Annotated in this window: 20 protein-coding genes; 17 read left to right on the plus strand and 3 right to left on the minus strand. The window is 63.4% G+C overall.

Features of this window, described 5'->3' with window-relative positions; all coding sequences use genetic code 11:
* Positions 1-453 precede the first annotated feature (453 nt).
* The 7 genes from SB822_RS51920 (at position 454) to SB822_RS51950 (ending at position 10346) form a co-directional block, all read left to right on the plus strand.
* Positions 454-1020: a DUF2844 domain-containing protein gene (locus SB822_RS51920; RefSeq protein WP_090838883.1), complete on the plus strand. Its 567-nt coding sequence runs from the start codon at positions 454-456 to the stop codon at positions 1018-1020.
* A 16-nt stretch (positions 1021-1036) separates the two neighbouring features.
* Entirely contained in the window at positions 1037-2320 is a 1284-nt protein-coding gene (locus tag SB822_RS51925) for a DUF3443 domain-containing protein (RefSeq protein WP_410858442.1), read from the plus strand.
* A 241-nt stretch (positions 2321-2561) separates the two neighbouring features.
* Entirely contained in the window at positions 2562-3770 is a 1209-nt protein-coding gene (gene flhB / locus SB822_RS51930; protein WP_079500093.1) for a flagellar biosynthesis protein FlhB, read from the plus strand.
* Positions 3767-5863: a flagellar biosynthesis protein FlhA gene (gene flhA / locus SB822_RS51935; RefSeq protein ID WP_009771630.1), complete on the plus strand. Its 2097-nt coding sequence runs from the start codon at positions 3767-3769 to the stop codon at positions 5861-5863. Before flhB ends, flhA begins: the two co-directional genes overlap by 4 nt.
* Positions 5864-6882: 1019 nt before the next feature.
* Positions 6883-8727, plus strand: coding sequence for a flagellar biosynthesis protein FlhF (flhF, locus tag SB822_RS51940; protein WP_410858443.1), 1845 nt, complete (start codon positions 6883-6885; stop codon positions 8725-8727).
* Positions 8720-9589, plus strand: coding sequence for an AAA family ATPase (locus SB822_RS51945; protein WP_410858444.1), 870 nt, complete (start codon positions 8720-8722; stop codon positions 9587-9589). The genes flhF and SB822_RS51945 overlap by 8 nt, the downstream gene beginning before the upstream one ends.
* A gap of 22 nt (positions 9590-9611) precedes the next feature.
* Positions 9612-10346 (plus strand): RNA polymerase sigma factor FliA, encoded by a 735-nt coding sequence (locus SB822_RS51950; RefSeq protein ID WP_007577051.1) that lies wholly within the window; start codon positions 9612-9614, stop codon positions 10344-10346.
* A gap of 944 nt (positions 10347-11290) precedes the next feature.
* On the opposite strand, the gene SB822_RS51955 is transcribed toward SB822_RS51950, so the two are convergent.
* The 3 genes from SB822_RS51955 to flgA all read right to left on the minus strand — a co-directional run bounded on the left by SB822_RS51955 (position 11291) and on the right by flgA (position 13542).
* A complete protein-coding gene (locus SB822_RS51955; RefSeq protein ID WP_007577053.1) occupies positions 11291-11737 on the minus strand; it encodes a flagella synthesis protein FlgN in 447 nt (148 codons plus the stop codon).
* A 98-nt stretch (positions 11738-11835) separates the two neighbouring features.
* Positions 11836-12177, minus strand: coding sequence for a flagellar biosynthesis anti-sigma factor FlgM (gene flgM / locus SB822_RS51960; RefSeq protein ID WP_007746202.1), 342 nt, complete (start codon positions 12175-12177; stop codon positions 11836-11838).
* A 105-nt stretch (positions 12178-12282) separates the two neighbouring features.
* Positions 12283-13542, minus strand: a complete 1260-nt coding sequence (gene flgA / locus SB822_RS51965; RefSeq protein WP_086910539.1) for a flagellar basal body P-ring formation chaperone FlgA — start codon at positions 13540-13542, stop codon at positions 12283-12285.
* 242 nt (positions 13543-13784) lie between these two features.
* Here flgA and flgB point away from each other — a divergent pair, with 242 nt between their 5' ends.
* The 10 genes from flgB (at position 13785) to SB822_RS52015 (ending at position 22766) form a co-directional block, all read left to right on the plus strand.
* Positions 13785-14276: a flagellar basal body rod protein FlgB gene (gene flgB, locus SB822_RS51970; protein ID WP_079498708.1), complete on the plus strand. Its 492-nt coding sequence runs from the start codon at positions 13785-13787 to the stop codon at positions 14274-14276.
* Between the two features lie 109 nt (positions 14277-14385).
* Positions 14386-14811, plus strand: a complete 426-nt coding sequence (gene flgC, locus SB822_RS51975; protein ID WP_007577061.1) for a flagellar basal body rod protein FlgC — start codon at positions 14386-14388, stop codon at positions 14809-14811.
* 11 nt (positions 14812-14822) lie between these two features.
* On the plus strand, positions 14823-15536 hold the full coding sequence (locus SB822_RS51980; protein WP_086918962.1) for a flagellar hook assembly protein FlgD: 714 nt from the start codon (positions 14823-14825) through the stop codon (positions 15534-15536).
* A gap of 33 nt (positions 15537-15569) precedes the next feature.
* Entirely contained in the window at positions 15570-17078 is a 1509-nt protein-coding gene (locus tag SB822_RS51985) for a flagellar hook protein FlgE (RefSeq protein ID WP_007577064.1), read from the plus strand.
* A 22-nt stretch (positions 17079-17100) separates the two neighbouring features.
* Positions 17101-17859 carry a flagellar basal-body rod protein FlgF gene (gene flgF, locus SB822_RS51990; RefSeq protein WP_090838872.1) on the plus strand — a complete coding sequence of 253 codons (759 nt, stop codon included), beginning with the start codon at positions 17101-17103 and terminating at the stop codon, positions 17857-17859.
* Between the two features lie 51 nt (positions 17860-17910).
* Complete coding sequence (gene flgG / locus SB822_RS51995; protein WP_042316739.1) at positions 17911-18699, plus strand: flagellar basal-body rod protein FlgG; 789 nt, start codon at positions 17911-17913, stop codon at positions 18697-18699.
* A gap of 50 nt (positions 18700-18749) precedes the next feature.
* Positions 18750-19460, plus strand: a complete 711-nt coding sequence (flgH, locus tag SB822_RS52000; RefSeq protein WP_007577070.1) for a flagellar basal body L-ring protein FlgH — start codon at positions 18750-18752, stop codon at positions 19458-19460.
* A gap of 2 nt (positions 19461-19462) precedes the next feature.
* Positions 19463-20650 (plus strand): flagellar basal body P-ring protein FlgI, encoded by a 1188-nt coding sequence (locus tag SB822_RS52005; RefSeq protein ID WP_086910542.1) that lies wholly within the window; start codon positions 19463-19465, stop codon positions 20648-20650.
* Between the two features lie 12 nt (positions 20651-20662).
* Complete coding sequence (gene flgJ / locus SB822_RS52010; RefSeq protein ID WP_410858445.1) at positions 20663-21595, plus strand: flagellar assembly peptidoglycan hydrolase FlgJ; 933 nt, start codon at positions 20663-20665, stop codon at positions 21593-21595.
* A 421-nt stretch (positions 21596-22016) separates the two neighbouring features.
* Complete coding sequence (locus SB822_RS52015) at positions 22017-22766, plus strand: flagellar brake protein (protein ID WP_007577075.1); 750 nt, start codon at positions 22017-22019, stop codon at positions 22764-22766.
* Positions 22767-22953: the final 187 nt, after the last annotated feature.

The following is a 22953-nucleotide window of genomic DNA, read 5'->3' on the forward strand; positions in this document are numbered from 1 at the left end:
TGTTAGCCGCTTTCTTTTGCCTACTTTTCTTTGCGGCGGCAAAGAAAAGTAGGTGCCGCCCCGCACAGGGGCGACGCGTGAAGCACGAAGGCAATACGCGGATGCCAGCGGAAGAGCTAGAACAACCAACCCCACCGAGCCACGAAGTCATAACCCGGACGCCAGCGCAAAGCCCAAAAACCAAACCGCTCGCGCCGCGAAGACGCTACGTGGATGCCAGCGCAGAAAAGCAAACCACCACCCAGCGTCGCAGACAAGAAACCCCAAAAACCCGTCGCAGACACAAACCGCTGGCATACTACCCCCAAGGGAGACAGGCGCGCGACGTTATCGACGCCCCATTACGCATAACGCGCGTCTGCACGCGCCATGCAGCTTGCTCCCTGAATCAACAAGCCGGGCCCGCGAATTGCGCGGGCATTGTCCGCTGTCGATTGTGGGAGGCACACAACCATGTCGATCCGCTTCAGCCGTGCTGTGTTTGCTTCAGCTCTGGGATTCTGCTGCTCGCTGCCCGTCCTACTCGTTCCGCTACCCGCGAACGCCGCGCTAGGCGGAGATCCAATGACGCCGCCCACCGGGTCCAGCGAAACCACGCGCACCATCCCCGCGCCATCGTCAAATGGCATTGCCGTGATGCGCAGCGCATCGTCGGCCAGTTCGGGCGCCACGACTTCTTCCTCTTCAACCGGCGCATCGGCGTCCTACACCGTCCGGCAAACGACGCTCGGCAACGGCACGGTGATCCGCGAATACATCTCGTCGGCGGGCAGCGTGTTCGGCCTCGCATGGAGCGGGCCGCAAATGCCCAATCTGTCCGACCTGCTCGGCAGCTATTTTCCGCAATACGTGGCGGGCGTGACCAGCGCGCGCAAGGTGCGCGGCGGCGGCCACGGCCCGGGCATCGTGCAGGACAGCGGACTCGTCGTGCATTCGGGCGGCCACATGGGCGCGTTCTCCGGCCAGGCCTATCTGCCGCAGGCATTGCCCGCCGGCGTGAGCGGCACCGACATCCAGTGACGACGGGAGATCCATCATGCGATTTGCGTTGAAGCTCGAAGCGTGCGTCAGCGTCGTGAAGGCCGTACTCGCCATGTCCGTCGTCGCGATGACGGCATTCGTCGCGGGCTGCGGCGGCGGAGGCGGCGATTCGTCGTCTTCGTCGAACAACAGCAGCAGCAACAGCGGACCCAACCAGCAGCCGATCGCCGCGAATGCGGCGAACACGGTGGCCGTGACAGTTGGTCGGGGCGTAGCGGGCATCATCAATATTCCGACCGTTTCCGTGACGGTCTGCGCGCCGGGCTCCACAACCAACTGCGCAACCATCGACAACGTGCTGCTCGATACCGGCTCGTTCGGCTTGCGCGTCGTCAATTCGGCGCTCGGCTCGCTCGCGAACTCGCTGCCCGTCCAGCAGGCCACGGCAGGCGGCCAGCTCGCCGAATGCACCCACTTCGCGGACGGCTTCACGTGGGGCACGACGCGCACCGCGACCGTCAAGATCAGCGGAGAAGTAACGAGCATCATCCCGATCCAGGTAATCGGCGACATGGCCGACTCGACCATTCCGAGTGGCTGCGTAAACGGCGCGAACGAGAGCTCGGCGAGTGCGCTCGGCGCGAACGGCATTCTTGGACTTGGCGTCGCGCCCGTCGATTGCGGCGTGGCCTGCTCGGTCCAGGCCAACGTCTCGCAGTTCAGCAACTATTACGCATGCCCGAACGGCACGAACTGCACGCGTACGCTGGCCGAGACGACGAAGCAGGTCGCCAACCCGATTCCGAACTTCCCCGTCGATAACAACGGCGTGATCGTGCAGATGGCGCCGATTTCGTCGAACGGCGCAGCGACGGCGACAGGAACGGTCGTATTCGGCATCGGCACGCAGTCGAACAACGGCAACGCGGCCGGCACGACCTATACGACCGATGCATCCGGCGACCTCGTCGCCAGCACGTTCAACGGCTCGACGATCCGCACGTTCATGGATTCGGGCTCGAACGGCTATTTCTTCCCGGACAGCTCGCTGGCGCTGTGCGGCGGCAACCTGGCGTCGTTCTATTGCCCAGCCTCGACGCAGCAGCGCACCGTGACCCTGGTCGGCGCAAACGGTGCGACGGGGGCGCTGACGATCAACATCGCGAACGCCCAGACGCTGCTCAGCAACGCGAGCAACTACGCGTTCAACGATCTCGGGGGGCAGATCGGCTCGCTAAGCGCGTTCGACCTCGGCTTGCCGTTCTTCTTCGGACGTTATGTCTATTACGGGGTCGACAAGCGCGCGACGGGCGGCGCGGCGCCATTTGTCGCGTTCTGACGCCGTGGTGCTGGTCGCGTTTCTGGTTGAGTTTCGATGTCGGCGCGGGCGGCCCGCTTCCGGGCGGGCCGCCGCGCGTTGCGCCATGCCCGCGCGCGAACCCGGCGGCGCGCCCTTGCGCCGTCCATCGGTTGAAATACCCCGGTTTCCCCGCCCTTATCCGCCAATCGCCACTCGACGTCTGCAGGAATAATCGCTCTCACTGAAAAAGGGCATGGTGCCCGTCCAGCTGGAGAGCGCATTGGCAGAGGATAGCGACCTCGAAAAAACCGAATCAGCCACTCCCCGGCGCCTGGAAAAGGCGCGGGAGGAGGGGCAGGTTGCGCGTTCTCGGGAGCTGGCGACGTTCGCGCTCGTCGCGGCCGGGTTTCTCGGCGCGTGGGGCATGTCCGGCATGATCGGCGAGCACGTGCAGACGATGCTGCGCACGGCCTTCACGTTCAACCACGACACGGTCTTCGACACGAAGCGCGCGCTGACGAGTGCCGGCACCGTGGCGCGCGAGGGCGGCTTCGTGCTGTTGCCGCTGCTCGTGATGACGGGCCTCGCCGCGCTGCTCGCGCCGATGGCGCTCGGCGGCTGGCTGTTGTCGACCAAATCGCTGTCGCCGAATTTCGGGCGGCTGAACCCCATCGCGGGCATCGGCCGCATCTTTTCGATCAATGGCGTGATCCAGCTCGGCATGTCGCTGGCGAAGATCCTCGTCGTCGCCGTGATCGCCGCGACGGCGATCTGGCACCGGCGCGATGACATGCTCGCGCTCGGGACACAGCCGCTGCACGTCGCGCTGTCGAATGCCGGGCATCTGGTTGCCGTGTGCTGCGCGATGACGGTCGCGGGCATGTTCGTGATCGCCGCGCTCGACGTGCCGTATCAACTGTGGAGCTTTCACAAGAAGCTGCGCATGACGAAGGAAGAAGTGAAGCGCGAACACCGCGAAAGCGAAGGCGATCCGCACGTGAAGGCGCGCCTGCGTACGCAGCAACGTGCGATGGCGCGGCGCCGGATGATGGCGAACGTGCCGAAGGCGGATGTCGTCGTGACCAACCCGACGCACTTCGCGGTCGCGCTGCAATACACGGATGGCGAAATGGGTGCGCCGAAGGTGGTGGCCAAGGGCGTGAACCTGGTGGCCGCGCGCATCCGCGAACTGGCCGTCGAGAACAACGTGCCGCTGCTCGAAGCGCCGCCACTCGCGCGGGCGCTGTATCACAACGTCGAATTGAATCGCGAGATTCCGGGCGCGCTGTACGGCGCCGTCGCGGAAGTGCTCGCGTGGGTCTATCAACTGCGCCGCTTCAAGGAAGACGGCGGGGTCGCGCCTGTCGCACCGAAGGATCTCGAAGTTCCGGCGGAACTGGACAAGGGCGGCGTGCCGGATGACGACGCCGACCAGGAAGCTGCCGATTCGCTCGGCGGCGACAATCAAAGTAATGGAGCATCAGCATGAACGCGCGCGCGGGTTTCCTTTCACGACGGCCGGACGCGCTGAGCGGCACCAACTTGCGGGCACTGGCGGGCCCGCTGCTGATCTGCATGATCCTCGGCATGATGATTCTGCCGTTGCCGCCGTTCCTGCTGGATCTGCTGTTCACGTTCAACATCGCCCTGTCGATCATGGTGCTGCTCGTCAGCATGTACACCATGAAGCCGCTCGACTTCGCGGCCTTCCCGAGCGTGCTGCTGTTCTCGACGCTGCTGCGGCTGTCGCTGAACGTCGCGTCGACGCGTATCGTGCTGCTCGAAGGCCACACCGGCCCGGGCGCGGCGGGCGCGGTGATCGAGGCGTTCGGCCACTTCCTCGTGGGCGGCAACTTCGCGGTCGGTATCGTCGTGTTCGTGATCCTGATGGTGATCAACTTCATGGTGATCACGAAGGGCGCGGGGCGTATCGCGGAAGTGTCCGCGCGCTTCACGCTGGACGCGATGCCCGGCAAGCAGATGTCGATCGACGCCGACCTGAACGCCGGCATGATCAACGAAGACCAGGCCCGCAAGCGGCGTCTGGAAGTCGGGCAGGAAGCCGAGTTCTACGGCTCGATGGACGGCGCGAGCAAGTTCGTGCGCGGCGATGCGATTGCCGGTCTGCTGATCATGGTGATCAATATTCTCGGCGGGCTGATCGTCGGCGTCGTGCAGCACGGCATGGACTTCGCCGACGCGGGCAAAACCTACACGCTGCTGACCATCGGTGACGGCCTCGTCGCGCAGATTCCTTCGCTGGTGATTTCGACGGCGGCGGGCGTGATCGTGTCGCGCGTCGCGACCGACGAAGACATCGGCACGCAGTTGACGGGCCAGCTCTTCACGAATCCGCGCGTGCTGATGATCACGGGCTCGATCCTCGTGCTGATGGGTTTGATCCCCGGCATGCCGCACTTTGCGTTTCTGCTGCTGGGCGGCGGCGCGATCCAGCTCGCCCGCGTGATGAAGAAGCGCGCGACGCAGAGCAAGACATCGACGGCCCTCGCCGAAGTCGCGCCGCAGGCGCTCACGCCGACGGAAGGCTCGGAAGCCAGCTGGGACGACGTGACGATGATCGACGCGCTGGGGCTGGAAGTTGGCTATCGGCTGATTCCGCTTGTCGACAAGAACTCGGATGGCGAACTGCTCAAGCGCATCAAGAACATCCGCAAGAAGTTCGCGCAGGAAATTGGCTTCTTGCCGCCAGTCATACATATTCGCGACAACCTGGAGTTGCGGCCGAACGGCTACCGAATCGCGCTGAAGGGTGTGGAAGTGGGCGTCGGCGAGGCGTATCCGGGGCAGTGGCTCGCGATCAATCCTGGTCAGGTCACCGCGGCGCTGCCCGGCACCCCGACCACCGATCCTGCGTTCGGCCTGCCGGCGATCTGGATCGATACGAATTTGCGTGAGCAGGCGCAGGTGTACGGCTACACCGTGGTCGACTCGAGCACGGTGGTCGCGACTCACCTGAATCACCTCGTTGTCACGCACGCGGCGGAGCTGCTCGGTCGCCAGGAAGTGCAGGCGCTGATCGAGCGGATGCAGAAGGATGCTGCGCCGCTGGTTGATGATGTCGTGCCGAAGATGTTGCCTGTTGCTACGTTGCAGAAGGTGCTGCAGAACCTGCTCGAAGAGGGGGTGCCGATTCGCGATATGCGCACTATTCTCGAAGCGCTGTCGGAGCATGGGTCCAAGATTACCGATCCGCACGATCTGACAGCTGCTGTGCGGCTTTCGCTTGGGCGCGCGATTACGCAGCAGTGGTTCCCTGGCAATGGCGATATCCAGGTCATGGGGCTTGATGCGCATCTGGAGCGGCTTTTGACCCAGGCGCTTGCGACGGGGGCGAATCCGGGGCTTGAGCCGGGCCTCGCTAATACGCTTTTGATGGAAACGCAGAAGGCGATGACTCGGCAGCAGAATATGGGGCTCTCGCCGGTGATGCTTGTGCAGCATTCGCTGCGCGCGATGTTAGCGAGGTTTTTGCGGCGTAGCTTGCCGCAGTTGAAGGTGCTTTCTTATGCGGAAGTGCCGGATACGCGGCATGTGCGAGTGGTCAATGTGATTGGAACGTAAGGGGTTTTTGGTTTGTCTGCGACGCTGGGTGGTTTGCTCGTGTTTTCATTGGCATCCGCGTTTTGCCTCCGTGCTTCAAGCGTCGCCCCTGTGCGGGGCGGCACCTACTTTTCTTTGCCGCCGCAAAGAAAAGTAGGCAAAAGAAAGCGGCTAACACCGCCAGTTCTTGTTTCTGCCTGAGGGTCCCCAAAGGTTCTTACGCTTCACACGGCAACCACGTGACCCAAGTTCGTTGCCAGCGCTCTTGCGGTGCGCCTCACCCGCTTCACGCTCCCACACTACTGCACGCCGTGCCAGCTATTCCACGGCCGCCCAGGTGGCAAACTGTGTGTCGGCCGTAGTACCTCACACGCCTCACTTCGGACCGATAGCGCACGCGTTCCACCGTGTAAGAGCGCCAGGCTATACGCCGCGACAACCTACACACAGTTTGCCACCTAGGCGGCGCGTACCTTTCGCTGCCGCTTGCCGTTGTACAGGTGCCTGAAGCGGGTGATGCGATTGTTCAAAGCGTTGGCAACGCACGCAAACAAAGACGCCGCCGTATGAAGCGTAAGACCGGTTGGGGGCCCTCAGGCAGGAAGACGTGTTGGCGGTGTTAGCCGCTTTCTTTTGCCTACTTTTCTTTGCGGCGGCAAAGAAAAGTAGGTGCCGCCCCGCACAGGGGCGACGCTTGAAGCACGAAGGCATAGCGCGGATGCCAGCGAAAACGCCAAAGCAACCAAGCCGGCCGAGCCACGAAGGCAAACCGCGGACGCCAACGCTAAGCCCAAACACCAAACCGTGTGCGCAGCCAACACCCCGCCCGGGAGGCAAAAAAAACTCCATACCCAGGCGGGATGCCCGTGCCGCAAAGGCACACAACAAATCCCAACCGGGAACCGGCACAAAGTTCCATTGCCCGAATTGCCAGCGTTTCACCGTCTTTATTGCCCGATGGCCAATAGACGTCTCCCGCAATAATTCATCTCATCGGGAAACGGTATGTCGCCGGACCGGGCAGCTCATCGGAGAACAGCTTGAACATTCGCAAATTTGTCGGTGCAACGAGTCGCGACGCGCTGCGTCTCGTCCGCGAGGCATTGGGCTCCGATGCAGTCGTGCTGTCGAACCGCACCAACGATGATGGCAGTGTCGAAATCGTCGCAGTCACCGACCGCGATCTGAGCGCGATCACGCCGCGCAGCCAGGAAGGCGCCGCCAGCCAGGGCGCAGGCCCGAACGGGGCAGCCGCCGGCGCGAGCGTGCCGATGCTCCCCTCGATGCCCGTCAACAACCCGTATGCGAGCGGAATGCCCGACGTGTTCTCGTCGGTGTTCGGCGCAAGCCCCGAAGCAGGCACGGAACGCATGCCCGCCGCGAGCGAAGAGAAGGCCGAGCCGCAAACGGCCTCCGCCGACAACGCGGCAGTCGAAAGCCAGGCGAACCCCGCGCGCGCAACGGACGACGTGCGCGTCGACCTGCGCAGCGAAATGCCCGCCGCATCGGCGAAACCCGCAGCGGCAGCCATGCCGGACATGCTGGTCCGTCAGCGCACGATGGCCGAAACGAACCCCTGGCTGATCGATCACGCGCGCCGCATCGCGTCGAAGGACGTGGTCCACGCAGCCAATCCGACGATGACGCCCGCCGCCGCGATGGCGCGCGGCCTGGGTACGCCCGTCGATGCAGTCAACGAAGAAGCGAAGCCCGACTGGGCCCGCGAAGCCGCGCAACTCGCCGCGCGCCGCGCCGCGCAGAAGCACAACGTGATTCCGACGACCGCAGAGGGCGCAAGCGACATCAACACGGCCCGCGACCCGCGCAAGAACGCAGCCGCCCCCGATATGACGCCGAAGCAGGCCGCCGCGCTGACGGAATCGATCAAGTCGCGCCTTGAGCAGATGGTCAACGAGACCGTGATGCAGGAGCTCACTTCCATGCGCGGCATGATGGAAGAGCAGTTCGCGGGCCTCGTGTGGGCCGATCGCCAGCGCCGCAGCCCGACGCACGCGGCGTTGACGCGGCACCTGTTCGCTGCCGGCCTCTCGGCGCAGCTCGTGAAGATGGTGATCGACAACCTGCCCGAAGTCGAAGGAATGGACGAGGGCATGGAGTGGGTCAAGACGGTGCTCGAATCGAACGTGCCGGTGATGGAGAACGAAGACGCGCTGATGGAGCGCGGCGGCGTGTTCGCGCTGATGGGTCCGACGGGCGTCGGCAAGACCACGACCACGGCCAAGCTCGCCGCGCGCTGCGTGATGCGCTTCGGCGCCAGCAAGGTCGCGCTGCTCACCACCGACAGCTACCGGATCGGCGGCCACGAGCAACTGCGCATCTTCGGCAAGATTCTGGGCGTGTCGGTGCATGCCGTGAAGGACAGCGCCGACCTGCAACTCGCGCTCTCGGAACTGCGCAACAAACATATCGTGCTGATCGACACGATCGGCATGAGCCAGCGCGATCGTCTGGTTTCGGATCAGATCGCGATGCTGTGCCGCGCCGGTCAGCCCGTGCAACGCCTGCTGCTGCTGAACGCAACGAGCCACGGCGACACCCTGAATGAAGTCGTGCAGGCATATCAGAATGCGCCGGACCAGCAGCCGCTCGCCGGCTGCATCCTGACCAAGCTCGACGAAGCGACCAACCTGGGCAGCGTGCTCGATACGGTGATCCGCTACAAGCTGCCCGTGCACTACGTGTCGACGGGACAGAAGGTGCCGGAGAACCTGTACGTCGCGACCAAGAAATTCCTGATCAAGAGCGCCTTCTGCATTCCGCGCGAGAACTCGCCGTTCGTCCCACAGGACGAGGACGTGCCGGCGCTGCTGTCGGCCCTGTCGGCCCGTTCGACCGCCGATCTGCACGAGGTTCGCTTTGGATAAGTTCGTGCTGGACCAGGCTGAAGGACTGCGGCGTCTGCTTGCGCGCTCCGGCTCGCGGGTCATAGCGGTCGCAGGCGGCTCGCACGGCGTAGGCGTGACGACGACGGTGGTGAATCTCGCCGCCGCGCTCGCCGAGCAGGGCAAGGATGTGCTCGTCATCGACGAAAGTCTTGGCGAGCGTTCGGTGAGCGCGATGCTGGGCGGCGTGCGCGGCGCGGGCAATGTCGCCGCCGTGATGCGCGGCGAGATGACGCTCGACGAAGCGGCTGGACGGCATGCGCTGGGCTTCGCGGTGCTCAATGCGTCGCGCGGCAATCGCGAGAGCTGCACGCGCGAGCAGATGGGCGTGGTGCTGAGCGGACCGGCGGATGTCGTGCTGATCGACGCGCAGGTGGACCGCGAAGGCTCGCTGTCGGCGCTCGCGATGCAGTCGCACGATGTGATGGTGGTGACGCGCGTCGCGGCGCAGGCGATCACCGATGCGTATGCGTGCATGAAGCGCCTGCACTTCGCGCATGCGATCGCGCAGTTCCGCGTGCTGGTGAATCACGTGCAGAGCGTGGCCGACGCGCATACCGCGTTTGAGAACCTGGCAGGCGTGGCGGGGCGTTATCTCGCCGTGTCGCTTGAAGATGCCGGCTGCGTGGCAGTCGATCCTTTGATGGCGCGAGCCATGGAGTTGTCGCGTTGTGTCGTCGATGCATTCCCATCGGCACCTGCTGCGCGCGATTTCCGTCATATCGCAGCCGAACTGCAGTACTGGCCGATGCGGCCAGCGATTTCGTCACGGACGCATGGCGTGCCGCCGACGACCGTAACAGCGGCGCAATACGCCGATCAACCGTCAGCGCAGCACGCGTGAAGGCAAGGACAAGGGGAGCACGATGTACAACGCTCAAGGAAAAATTTCGCAAGCCGAGGTTCTGACGAAGTACGCACCGCTGGTGCGCCGTCTCGGTTTGCAGCTCGTGGCGAAGATGCCGGCGAGCGTCGATCTCGACGATCTGATTCAGGCGGGCATGATTGGTCTGCTGGATGCTGCGAGCCGCTACAAGGAAGACCAGGGCGCGCAGTTCGAGACATACGCGAGCCAGCGGATTCGCGGCGCGATGCTCGACGAGTTGCGCAGCAATGACTGGTTGCCGCGGAGCTTGCGGCGCACGTCGCGCGAGGTCGAGTCGGCCGTGCATCAGGTTGAGCAGTCGCTGGGGCGCTCGGCTAGCGAGACTGAGATTGCTGAGCATTTGAAGATGCCGCTCGATGAGTATCAGTCGATGTTGCAGGATCTGCACGGCAGTCAGTTGATCTATTACGAAGACTTTGATCGATCGGCCGATGATGAGCCGTTTCTTGATCGGTACTGCGTTGATCATTCTGATCCGCTGTCGGCGCTGCTGGATGATTCGCTGCGCGGGGCTTTGGTTGAGGCGATTGATCGGTTGCCCGAGCGGGAGAAGCTGTTGATGTCGCTCTATTACGAGCGTGGGTTGAATTTGCGCGAGATTGGGGCGGTGATGGAGGTTAGTGAGTCGCGGGTTTGCCAATTGCATTCGCAAGCTGTTGCACGGCTTAGGACTCGCTTGCGCGAGCAGGCATGGGCTTCGGCTGAAACTAGCTGATGCGCTTTTGATTTTGCTGTTGCTGTTGCTTTTGCCCTGCGGGCTGCTGGGATGGCTTTATTCTTCTTCGAGGGCCGATCTTTTTTAAGGTCGGCTTTTGCTTTTGGGGTTTTGGTTTGTCTGCGACGCTGGGGTGGTGTGCTTGCTTTTTCGCTGGCATCCGCGCTACGGTGTTTGCCGTTCACGCGTCGCCCCTGTGCGGGGCGGCACCTACTTTTCTTTGCCGCCGCAAAGAAAAGTAGGCAAAAGAAAGCGGCTAACACCGCTAATTCTTGTGTTTGCCTGAGGGCCCCCAACCGGTCCCACGCTTCACACGGCAACCACGTGACGCATGTTTGTTGCCAACGCTTTGAATTGACGCCTCACCCGCTTCACGCGTCCGCGTCGCGACACGCCGTGCCAGATATTCCGCCGCCGCCCAGGTGGCAAACTGTATGTAGGCCGTAGCACCTCGCACGCCTCACTTCGGACCGATAGCGCACGCGTTCCACCCTGTAAGAGCGCCAACCTATACGTCGCGACAACCTACACACAGTTTGCCACCTAGGCGGCACATACCGTTCGCTGCCGCTAGCTCTTGTTCGGGTGTTTGAAGTGGGTGAGGCGATCATTCGAAGCGTTGGCAACGAACGCGAACAGAAATGCTGCCGTGTGAAGCGTAGGACCGGTTGGGGGCCCTCAGGCAAGAAGAAATGTTGGCGGTGTTAGCCGCTTTCTTTTGCCTACTTTTCTTTGCGGCGGCAAAGAAAAGTAGGTGCCGCCCCGCACAGGGGCGACGCGTGAAGAAGGCTAACGCATCGCGGATGCCAGCGGAAGCCAAAGCAAACCACACCAGCTTCGCAGACACCCCAAAAACGAAAAAGCCGATACTCAAAAAGAGCACCGGCCAGGCAAAAAGCAAAAAAACAGGGAATCCAGAAGGGGAGAACCCCCTTCAAAAAAAATCACATCCCAAAGGCTGGAACCCGCCCATCGGGCCCATAAAGCGCGCCCCGCTCGGGCCCAACGGCAACATTAAGCGCGGCGAGAGCCCGCCGGTTGTACTCCATGCGAGTCCGAATCAAAGCACCGTTGGTGGTATTAAACCGCCGAGCCCGCTCAACAGCCTTCTGCAACAAAGCCCACTGCGTCGCAAGACGAGAATCAGCCGCCACAGCTAGCTCCATCCCCTTCCATCCACCAGGATAACCCAGCTGCGAAAGCTGCGAATCCCGCGCCTTCTCCAGCGTGGAGAGCCGCTCCACCAACTCCATCTTCTTTTCGACGATGGGCGGCAGCGTGTCGATGGGATGCACCGTGGTCAGCGCCTTCTCCTCAGCAGCGAGGACAGAAGCGAACAACTCCACAGCAGAATATTCGTCAATGACGGTGGCAAGCAGGGCGTCTTTCATCACAAAGCAACTCGCTAGGCACCGGCTCGCGCAGCACGCAAACCGGATTTGTCACAAATACCGCCCGGCACCCGCCGCACCGTCCATCGGTGCGTCCATCAGTTGCCGGACGACTGGCTCTTCTTCTGCAACAGGTCGCGCGCCGTCGCCAGCACGCCATCGGCGATCTTGCCGGAGTCGATCGTCAACGTGCCGTTTTTGATCGCCGACTTGATCGACTCGACATGCGCCGTGTCGATATCCGACGAACCGGCGCTCGCGAGGCTGTGCAAATGCGACGACAGCCCCGACAGATTCACATTGGCGTCGCCCGACGCGCCCGTGGCCGTCGACGTTGCCGTACCTGCGCCGCCCGTCGTGGCGGCGTCGCCTTGCTGCGTGCGCTGCAGCCCGTCTTTCAACGTCTGCAGGCCTGAATGGGTAGTGGAATCAACTTTCACGATTGGCTTCCTGAACGATTTGAATGAATTAACGGCATCCATCCATCGAACTTTAGGTCAACCGATCCGACACGTTTTTCAAGTTGTAACCGCTGGTAACACCCGTCAGAGCTGGATCACGACGGTTCCGCCGTCCTTCACGATGCCCTGGATGATCTGGCCATTCGCCGTCTTCACCCGCACCGGCTGGCCCGGCGACGCGTTGTTCATCGCGCTGCCCTCCGCCGAAATCGCAAAATTCGCACCCTGCGCGACCACTTTCACCGACTGCCCGATCGTCACCGAGTCCGCGCTCTTCAGCATGTCCCGGCGCAGCGGCAGCCCCGCCGACACACGCATCAGCGACACCGAGCCGACAGCCTGCGCCGGATCGGTGATCACGGCTTGCGGCAGCAGCGTCAGATCGCCGTCGCGCGCGATGAGATCGGCAGCGGACAGCAGCTCGCCCGGCGCAATCGAGCGCGAGGCGAGAAAGTAGGTCGCGTGAATCGACACCTTGGCCTGCAGATACAGCGTCCACGGACGCTCGCCCGAGCAGCGCACGCCGACCGTCGTGCGGCCCCAGACGCGCGCGCCCGTCGGCAGGAACGGCTCGAGCGTCGTGCATGCGGCGAGACCGCGCGGAAACACCGTCGCGACGCTGATGTCGACCTTGCCGGGCAATCCCGCCGACTGCTGTTGCAAATACGCGAGCGCGGCGCGGCGGATCGCTTCGCCGTCCTGCTGTCCAGCGGGCACGGGCGCCGCCGGTTGCGCGGCGGCCTGGGCCGGAGTCTGTGAGGCGGCGGGCGGCATAGCGGCCGCGCCGCGCAGCTGCGCCGCTGCGGCATTGCCGGCGGCCGGATTCACCGCAATCGGCTGAACACCCGCCGTCGGCCGCGCGACGGCCTGAGCCGGCGCGACCACGACCGGCATCACCTGACGCGATGCCGGTTGCAGGCTCACGCGCATCATGCCCGGCGCGCCCGCATTCATATTGGCGGGCGCAGCGGCAACACCTTGCTGCGCTGACGTCTCGCCCGCGCCCGCAATCACGATCGCGCCATCCGCATGCGCGGCTTGCGCGAAACGGTCCGCCTCGCTGCGCGGATTCGCGGCGAGCGTTGCGGGTGCAACCATCGGCGCCGGGACGCTCGCACGCGGTGCAGCGGCGGCCGCAGGCGTGTTGATCCGCTCGGCCAGTGCCTGAAGATCGGCGGGATTTTTCTCGCCGGGTCCCGCAATGACGATCGGTCCGTTGTTCTCTTGCGCATGCGCAATGGATGCGGCCGCGCAAGCGCTGACCAGCGCCATCGCCGACAGCGTCCGGGCAGCACGCGCGCTCTTACGGCGAGCTTCGCGTGAAGCGTTGACGGGCAAGGGCATGGTCTGACTCCTTCGTTGATGCATAGGTACGAATCGCATTCTAGAGATCGCGCCTGCGGTGCAAACGGTGAATAGAGGCGTCCTTCCCCGGCTATTCGTCCGATTAAGACTTGCGCACCGCCCGCACAATTCACCACATGCAAAAAGGCCATCCCGGCCAGCGCAGTCGAAACGCTGCTTCCCGAACAAGGTGGATCGGCGGTGCGAAACGGGAAGCCACGGACCGTTCCACGGAGAACCCAATGCTGGACAAACTCGATGCCGAATTTGCCTTTGGCCGCCAGGCGCTCGATGTGCGTGCCTATCGGCAGGAACTGCTGTCGTCGAATATCGCGAACTCCGATACGCCTGGCTACAAGGCGCGCGATGTCGACTTCGCTTCGTCGCTCGCGGGCGCGCTGAAGAAAAGCGGCGGCTCGACAGCGGGCGCCTCGAACAACGCGCCGCTCGCGATGACCAAGCCGGCGGGCGTGTCGCAAGGCATGTCGATGGCCGCGACGGAGCCGGGCCACATGACGGGCAAAGCGCGCCTCATCCCGACGGGCGGCCCGACCGACGACTTCGGCAGGGTTGCCTACCGCATTCCGTCGCAGCCTTCGCTCGACGGCAACACGGTCGATCTGGACGCCGAGCGCGTGCAGTTCGCCGACAACTCGCTGCACTTCGAGTCCGGCATGACGGTGCTGTCGCAGCAGATCAAGTCGATGCTGTCGGCGATCACGTCGAACGGCTAACGACATTACGCCGCCTTCCATACAGAGGGCAGCGCGCTGGACCAACGCTAAAAACTAACAACGCTACGGGATTAGACGCCGGTGTGCCGGCAAGAGAGGTCGAAAAGCCATGCCATCCCTGATGAACATTTTCAACGTCGCCGGTTCGGCGATGTCCGCGCAAGCACAACGCCTGAACGTGACGGCGTCGAACCTCGCGAACGCCGACAGTACGACGGGCCCCGACGGCCAGCCGTACAAGGCGAAGCAGGTCGTGTTCGCCGTCAACCCGATCGGCGGCGCGCGCACGGGCTCGGGCCAGCAGGTCGGCGGCGTGCAGGTGACGGGCGTCATCGACGACCCGACGCCGATGAAAACGTCCTACGACCCCGGCAACCCGGCCGCTGACGCAAACGGTTACGTCCAGATGCCGAACGTCGACCCGGTGCAGGAGATGGTCAACATGATTTCGGCTTCGCGCTCTTATCAGGCCAACGTCGAAACGCTCAACACCGCGAAACAGCTGATGCTGAAGACGCTCACGATCGGAACCTGAGGAGAGTTTCCTTGACTACGCAATCCACAATCGGCAACAACGGCGCGACTGTTTCGCAGACGTTACTCGACACGATGAACGGCACGGGCAGTGCGTCGTCGTCGAGCTCGTCGGCCAACCCGACGTCGGGCAGCGACCTGCAGAACACGTTCTTGCAGCTGCTCATCGCGCAGATGAAGAACCAGGACCCGACCAATCCGATGGACAGCTCGCAGATGACCTCGCAGCTGGCCCAGATCAATACGGTGACGGGTATCGCGCAGCTGAACACGTCGCTGACTTCGCTCGCCACGCAACTGACGACGAACCAGCAGACCCAGGCCGCGAGCCTGATCAGCGCGACGGTGCTCGCCCCGGGCGACGGCTTCGCTGTGGCATCGGGCAAGGCGACGGGCTTCGGCGTCACGCTCGCGAACGACGCGACGGACGTGCAGGTCACGGTCAAGAACTCAGCCGGCCAGATCGTCAACACGATCGACCTCGGCAAGCAGTCGGCAGGCACGATTCCTATCGGCTGGACGCCTGTGGACACGCAAGGCAACGCGCTCCCCGACGGCAACTACACGTTCACCGCAAGCGGTACGACGGCAAACGGCACGACCAGCCCGGCCACGCTGTCGGCGGCCACGGTGCAGGGCGTGATCAAGCAGCCGGACGGCACGCCGGGCCTCGTCCTCTCGAACGGCAAGACGGTCGGCCTGACGTCGATCGCCGCCATCATCTAAACGCATTCAGCATCAGCAGATACGGAGACCGTCATGGGTTACCAGCAAGGATTGAGCGGACTGGCAGGCGCATCGAGCGACCTCGACGTCATCGGCAACAACATCGCCAACGCGAACACCGTCGGCTTCAAGCAAGGTGCGGCGCAGTTCGCGGACATGTACGCGAACTCGGTCGCCACGGCCGTCAACAACCAGATCGGCATCGGCACGCGCATGTCGGAGGTCGAGCAGAACTTCTCGCAAGGCACGATCACGAACGACGACATCGCGCTGCACGTCGCCATCAACGGCAACGGCTTCTTCCAGATGTCGAATAACGGCTCGGTGACGTACTCGCGCAACGGCGTGTTCCAGCTCGACAAGAACGGCTTCATCGTCAACGCCGACGGCCTGAAGCTGATGGGCTACGCGGCGAACGCGAACGGTGTCGTCAACACGGCGGGCACGGTGCCGCTGCAGGTGCCGACGGCCAATATTCCGCCGACGGCCACCAAGGGCATCACGGCGGGCCTGAACCTGAACGCGCAGGACAAACTCGCGCTGGGCACGCCTACCGCGGCGTTCGCCGGGACCAACACGGGCACCCTGACGAACAACGGCGTGTCGATCACGGACGGCACGCAGGGCACGAACGCCAACACCTACACGGTCACCTTCACCAGCGCGACGGCGTACACGGTGACGGGCAGCGACGGCTCGAGCGTGTCGGGCACGTACTCCGCCAACTCGCCGATCAAGCTCGGCAACGGCGAAACGATCACGCTCGCCGGCACGCCGGCCACGGGCGACGCGGTAACGATCACGCCGACGCCGCTGGCGTTCGACCCGAACAACAGCGCGACGTACACCTACTCGACGTCGGTGCCCGTCTATGACTCGCTGGGCGGCAAACAGCAGGTCGACATGTACTTCGTGAAGACCGCAGCCGGTTCGTGGGACGTGTATGCAGGCAAGGACGGCAGCGTCCCGACCACCAAGGTCGGCACCGCAAAGTTCGACACGTCGGGCAACCTGGTCAGCACGCTCGACGCGTCGGGCAACCCGACCTCGACGCTGTTCGCGTTCAACTTCTCGATCCCGAACTCGGACGGTTCGGCGACGCCGCAAGGTCTGACGCTGAACATCGCTGGCACGACGCAGTTCGGCAGCAAGGACGGCGTCAACTCTCTGACGCAAGACGGTTTCGCAGCGGGTCAGTTGACGAGCTTCTCGGTCGGCGCCGACGGCACCATCACGGGCAACTACTCGAACAACCAGACGGCGGCGCTCGGCCAGGTCGCACTCGCGACGTTCGCGAACCAGAACGGCCTGATCAACCTCGGCAACAACGAATTTCAGGCAACGGCTGCTTCTGGCGTCGCAGTGATCGCAGCGCCCGGCTCGACGAACCACGGCGTGCTGCAAGGCGGCGCGACGGAAAACTCGAACGTCGACCTGACGAGCGAACTGGTGAACCTGATCACCGCGCAACGCGATTACCAGGCGAACGCGCAGACGATCAAGACCCAGCAGGCCGTCGACCAGACGCTGATCAACCTGTAATAGCTGACGCACCGACACCATCATGGACCGGCTCATATACACCGCGATGTCGGGCGCTTCCCAGGCGCTCGAACAGCAGGCCGTGGTCGCGAACAACCTCGCGAACACCTCGACCACGGGCTTCAAGGCCCAGCTCGCGACGTTCCGCGCCGTGCCGATGGCGTTCGGCGACGGCAGCACGATTCAGAACGACACCACGCGCACTTTCGTGCTGTCGTCGACGCCCAGCGCGGACTACACGCCGGGCCCGACCCAGCAGACGGGCAATCCGCTCGACGTCGCGATCCAGGGTCCGGGCTGGCTGTCGGTGCTGACGCCCGACGGCCAGGAAGCGTACACGCGCGCGGGCAACCTGCACGTCGATGCAAACGGCCAGCTCGTCACGGCCAGCAACATGCAGGTGGTGGGTGGCGGCGGTCCGATTGCTGTGCCGCCCGGCGCGGAAGTGACGATCGGCAACGACGGCACGATCTCGGCGCTGATGCCGGGCGATCCCGCCACGACGATTGCACTCGTCGATCAGCTGAAGCTGGTGAATCCCGCGCCCGGCAGCCTCACGCACGGCGACGATGGCCTCTATCACACGACTGACGGCAATCCCGCCGACGCCGATCCCGCCGTCAAGGTCGCGGCAGGCGCACTCGAAGGCAGCAACGTGAATCCGGTCGCGGCGATGGTCTCGATGATCACCAACGCCCGCCAGTTCCAGATGCAGACCAAGATGATCGAGTCCGCCGACCAGAACGAGCAGTCGGCCAACAAGTTGCTGAGCTTCAGCTAATCCCGACGCAGATTTAACGGAACGCACCACGCTGCGTTCAGGAGAAAGTAAGTGAACCGCTCACTCTATATCGCCGCCACGGGCATGAATGCGCAACAGGCGCAGATGGACACGATTTCGAACAACCTCGCGAACGTCAGCACGAACGGCTTCAAGGGCTCGCGCGCGGTGTTCGAAGACCTGCTGTATCAGACCATCCGCCAGCCGGGCGCGAACTCGACGCAGCAGACGGAACTGCCGTCGGGCATCCAGCTCGGCACGGGCGTGCAGCAGGTTGCGACCGAGCGTCTGTACACGCAGGGCAACCTGCAGCAGACGGGCAATTCGAAGGACGTCGCGATCAACGGCCAGGGCTTCTTCCAGGTGCAGATGCCGGACGGCACGACCGCGTACACGCGCGACGGCTCGTTCCAGACCAACGCACAGGGCCAGCTCGTCACGTCGAGCGGCTATCAGGTGCTGCCCGCGATCACGATTCCGCAGAACGCCACGTCGCTCACGATCGGCAGCGACGGCGTGGTGTCGGTGACGACGGCAGGCTCGACGGCGACGACGCAGATCGGCTCGTTGCAGGTCGCCACGTTCATCAACCCGACTGGTCTCGATGCGAAGGGCGAAAACCTGTTCCAGGAAACGACCTCGTCGGGCACGCCGAACGTCGCGACGCCGGGTCTGAACGGCGCCGGCACGCTGAATCAGGGCTATGTCGAAGCATCGAACGTCAACGTCGTACAGGAACTGGTGAACATGATCCAGACCCAGCGCGCGTACGAAATCAACAGCAAGGCCGTGACGACTTCCGACCAGATGCTGCAGACGCTCAGCCAGATGCCGGTTTAAGCGGGCTGACAGTAAGGCTGAAAGTCGGAAACACTTAGGCGGTAACCAAGATGTCGCATTTCATTCGAACCCAGATTCCTCTGCGCAGCGCGCGGGCAGTGTCGATGCTCGCTGGCGCTGGCGTGCTCGCAGCCGCGCTCGGCGGCTGTGCGCTCGTGCCGAGGGAGCCGATTACCCAGCAACCGATGACGGCCGTGCCGCCGCCACCGCCGTCGCTGCAGACGCCCGGCTCGATCTACAACCCGGGTTACGCTGGCCGGCCGCTGTTCGAAGACCAGCGTCCGCGCAATGTCGGCGACATCCTGACCATCGTCATCTCCGAAAACATCAACGCGACAAAGTCGTCGGGTGCGAACACGAACCGCGCCGGCCAGACCGCATTCGGCGTGCCGACGGCGGGCTTCCTTGGTGGTCTGTTCGGCAAGGTGAACCTCGACGCGACGGGTTCCAACACGTTCAAGGCGACGGGCGGTGCCAATGCGTCGAACACGTTCAGCGGCGTGATCACCGTCACGGTGATCGGCGTGCAGCCGAACGGCAATCTGCTCGTGAGTGGCGAGAAGCAGATGCTGATCAACCAGGGCAATGAGTTCGTGCGTTTCTCGGGTGTCGTCAATCCGAACACGATCAGCAGCCTGAACGCGGTTTACTCGACCCAGGTCGCGGACGCAAAGATTGAATACTCGGCCAAGGGCTATATCAACGAATCCCAGGACATGAGCTGGCTGCAACGCTTCTTCCTCAACGTCGCGCCGTTCTGATCATGCGTACCTTCTCTTTCCTCCGCCTGACGTCCGTTTCCGGTTTCGCGGCACGCGCTTTCGCAGTAGTCGCGCTCGCGTGCGCCGCGCTGCCCGTCACGACGGACGTCGCCCATGCGGAACGCCTGAAGGACCTCGTGCAGATCCAGGGCGTGCGCGACAACCCGCTGATCGGCTATGGCCTCGTCGTCGGTCTCGACGGCACGGGCGACCAGACCACGCAGACGCCGTTCACGACACAGACGCTCGCGAACATGCTCGCGAACCTCGGCATCTCGATCAATAACCAACAGGCGGGTTCGAGTTCCAGCAACAATTCGCTGTCCAGCATGCAGTTGAAGAACGTCGCCGCCGTAATGGTGACGGCGTCGCTGCCAGCGTTCGCGCGGCCCGGCGAAGCGATCGACGTAACCGTGTCGTCGCTCGGCAATGCGAAGAGCCTGCGCGGCGGCACGCTGCTGCTCACGCCGCTCAAGGGCGCGGACGGCCAGGTGTATGCACTCTCGCAGGGCAACATGGCCGTCGGCGGCGCGGGGGCGAGCGCGAACGGCAGCAAGGTGCAGGTCAATCAGCTTGCGGCGGGCCGCATCACGGGCGGCGCAATCGTCGAACGCGCGGTGCCGACCACGATTTCGCAGGCGGGCACGATGCAGCTCGACCTGAACGACATGGACTACGACACGACGCAGCGCATCACGTCCGCGATCAACAACGCGTTCGGCTTCGGCACGGCTGTCGCGCTCGACGGCCGCACGATCCAGCTGCGCGCGCCGACCGATCCGGCGCAGCAGGTGCAGTTCATGGCGCAGTTGCAAAACCTCGACGTGAAGCCCGGGCAGGCCGCCGCGAAGGTGATTCTGAACGCGCGCACCGGCTCGATCGTGATGAACCAGATGGTGACGCTGCAGACTTGCGCCGTCGCGCACGGCAATCTGTCCGTTGTCGTCAACACGCAACCGGTGGTGAGCCAGCCGGGCGCGTTCTCGAATGGTCAGACGGTCGTCGCGCAGCAGTCGCAGATCGCGCTGAAGCAGGACAACGGCGCGCTCAAGATGGTGAACGCGGGCGCGAATCTCGCGGACGTCGTGAAGGCGCTCAACGCGCTCGGCGCAACGCCCGCGGATCTGATGTCGATTCTCCAGGCCATGAAGGCAGCGGGTGCGCTGCGAGCCGATCTCGAGATCATCTAAGGAACAACAAGAATGAACTCCGACACGACGCGCAACGCCGCGAATGACCTGACCAATCGCTTCGCCCTCGACACGCAGGGCTTTGACGCGATGCGCGCGCAGGCTGCAGCGAATCCGCGTGAAGCGATGAAGTCGGCGGCCAAGCAGTTCGACGCCGTTTTCACGCAGATGATGCTGAAGAGCATGCGCGACGCGACGCCGTCCGACGGTCCGTTCGATTCGCACGACACGGCGACCTTCACGTCGATGATGGACCAGCAGCTTGCGCAACAGATGTCGTCGAAGGGCATTGGTGTTGCCGACGCGATGCTCAAGCAGTTGATGCGCAATTCCGGCGTGTCCGCCGACGATACGAACGCGGGTAACAACGTCGCGTTGAATGCGCTGGCGAAGGCGTACGCGAACCCGGCGAACAACGGCGCGCTGAAGATGGGTCGCGGCTACTCGGCGAACAGCGCGTTGACGCCGGCCGTGCGCGGCGACGGCTCGTCGGACAAGGTGGATGCATTTGTCGACAAGCTGGCCGCGCCGGCGCAGGCCGCGAGTGCCGCGACGGGCATTCCGGCGCGCTTCATCATCGGCCAGGCCGCGCTCGAATCGGGCTGGGGCAAGCGCGAGATCCGCAAGTCGGACGGCTCGACGAGTCACAACATCTTCGGCATCAAGGCCTCGGACGACTGGAACGGCAAGACCGTCGCGACGGTCACGACCGAATACATCAACGGCCGCCCGCAGCGCGTGGTCGAGAAGTTCCGTGCGTACGATTCGTACGAGGAAGCGATGACCGACTACGCGAGCTTCCTGAAGTCGAACCCGCGTTATGCGCAGGTAATCAATTCGTCGCGCGACGTGAACGGCTTCGCGCAGGGCATGCAGCGCGCCGGTTACGCGACCGATCCGCACTACGCGAAGAAGCTGATTTCGATCATGCAGAAGATGGTGTGACGCGCTTGAGCGCGGCGCTTGCCGCCGCGTTCGTTCTGGTCACTCATCGTCGTTACGCAATACTTCAACGGCATCATGCTGGCGACGGAGCCATGTCGCACCATCAGATGGATGGAGCCGCCGCCTCGGTGGTTGGCTCGAGCCGCATGGCTTCCCGTTTTTGTCTTATGTCACTTTCGGACCGCGAGCAGAATTCGCGTATCCTGTCTTCGTTGCGGTGTCAAACGTTTGCGGAAAATTTTTCGTAAAACCGGTCTAAACTTTGGGCTGACGCTGCCGCTAAACAGTCAGACCCGATACCGGAATGGTGCGGAGAATTCCGGACCCACGCGTGTTTCGCGAAGTATGCAGGCCGTGCCGAGCCCCGGCTGGCGGTGCTTTCGCGACGTGCCCGCAAGAACGAAGAGAAATTGGCAAGGCCATGAATACCACCCAGTCGAATGGTGACAACCGCGAGATGGAAGGCGTCGACTTCGGCCGCCGCAATCCGCTTGAGATCGGTGTGCAACTGCGCAATCTGCTCAATCGCGGCGATTTTCTGACCGTGCAGTACAAAGGCGGCCAGCTCGTGACGAAGATCCTCGAAGTGGACGTGCGAGAGCGCACCTTCACGTTTGACTGGGGCGCGCTTGCCGAGCAGAACCGCGGGCTGCTGACTTCGCCCGAGGGCCATTTTCATGCGACGCCGGACGGTGTGCGCGTGCACTTCGTCACGAAGACGCCGCGCGAAACGACGTTCGAAGGGCGGCCTTCATTCGAGGCCGATTTTCCTGAGGTTTTGTATTACTTGCAGCGGCGTGAGTATTTCCGCGTCGATGCGCCGTTGCTTGATCCTTATATTTGCCGTGGGCGCTTGCCGGATGGGGAAGGGTTCCGGTTCGAGGTGCAGGATCTTTCGCTTGGCGGCATGGCAATGCGGACGAGTGATGAGCGCGTGTCGACGCTCGAGCATGGGGTTCAGTTGCTGGATACGGAAGTGATACTTGGGTCGCTCGGGACGTTGCAGCTCGATCTTGAGTTGATGTCGAATCGGGCTGTGGATCTGCCGAATGGCACGCAGCGTTACACGCTTGGGTTTCGGTTTTTGTCCCTGCCCGGGAATGCTGAGAATACCCTTCAGCGGTTGATTACTCAGCTTGAGATGAAGAGGCGGTCGTTGGCGCGGACTTAACGGTTTTGGTTTGGTTTGGTTGTCTGCGACGCTGGGTTGTGTGCTCGCCTTTGCGCTGGCATCCGCGAGTTGTTATCTAGCTTCACGCGTCGCCCCTGTGCGGGGCGGCACCTACTTTTCTTTGCCGCCGCGTAACTATTCAGCGCTTGTAAACTGCTACCAGGCTATGCATAGTGAGGGACATGAC

The organism is Paraburkholderia sp. SIMBA_054 (assembly GCF_046534875.1).
GTDB lineage: Bacteria > Pseudomonadota > Gammaproteobacteria > Burkholderiales > Burkholderiaceae > Paraburkholderia > Paraburkholderia hospita.

Coding starts and splice junctions, on each gene's coding strand:
- flgJ (WP_410858445.1), top strand. CDS start 20,663: ATGAACTCCGACACGACGCGCAACGCCGCGAATGACCTGACCAATCGC.
- SB822_RS52005 (WP_086910542.1), top strand. CDS start 19,463: ATGCGTACCTTCTCTTTCCTCCGCCTGACGTCCGTTTCCGGTTTCGCG.
- flhA (WP_009771630.1), top strand. CDS start 3,767: ATGAACGCGCGCGCGGGTTTCCTTTCACGACGGCCGGACGCGCTGAGC.
- flgB (WP_079498708.1), top strand. CDS start 13,785: ATGCTGGACAAACTCGATGCCGAATTTGCCTTTGGCCGCCAGGCGCTC.
- SB822_RS51955 (WP_007577053.1), bottom strand. CDS start 11,737: ATGAAAGACGCCCTGCTTGCCACCGTCATTGACGAATATTCTGCTGTG.
- flgH (WP_007577070.1), top strand. CDS start 18,750: ATGTCGCATTTCATTCGAACCCAGATTCCTCTGCGCAGCGCGCGGGCA.
- SB822_RS51950 (WP_007577051.1), top strand. CDS start 9,612: ATGTACAACGCTCAAGGAAAAATTTCGCAAGCCGAGGTTCTGACGAAG.
- SB822_RS51925 (WP_410858442.1), top strand. CDS start 1,037: ATGCGATTTGCGTTGAAGCTCGAAGCGTGCGTCAGCGTCGTGAAGGCC.
- SB822_RS52015 (WP_007577075.1), top strand. CDS start 22,017: ATGAATACCACCCAGTCGAATGGTGACAACCGCGAGATGGAAGGCGTC.
- flgA (WP_086910539.1), bottom strand. CDS start 13,542: ATGCCCTTGCCCGTCAACGCTTCACGCGAAGCTCGCCGTAAGAGCGCG.
- flgF (WP_090838872.1), top strand. CDS start 17,101: ATGGACCGGCTCATATACACCGCGATGTCGGGCGCTTCCCAGGCGCTC.
- SB822_RS51920 (WP_090838883.1), top strand. CDS start 454: ATGTCGATCCGCTTCAGCCGTGCTGTGTTTGCTTCAGCTCTGGGATTC.
- SB822_RS51985 (WP_007577064.1), top strand. CDS start 15,570: ATGGGTTACCAGCAAGGATTGAGCGGACTGGCAGGCGCATCGAGCGAC.
- flgC (WP_007577061.1), top strand. CDS start 14,386: ATGCCATCCCTGATGAACATTTTCAACGTCGCCGGTTCGGCGATGTCC.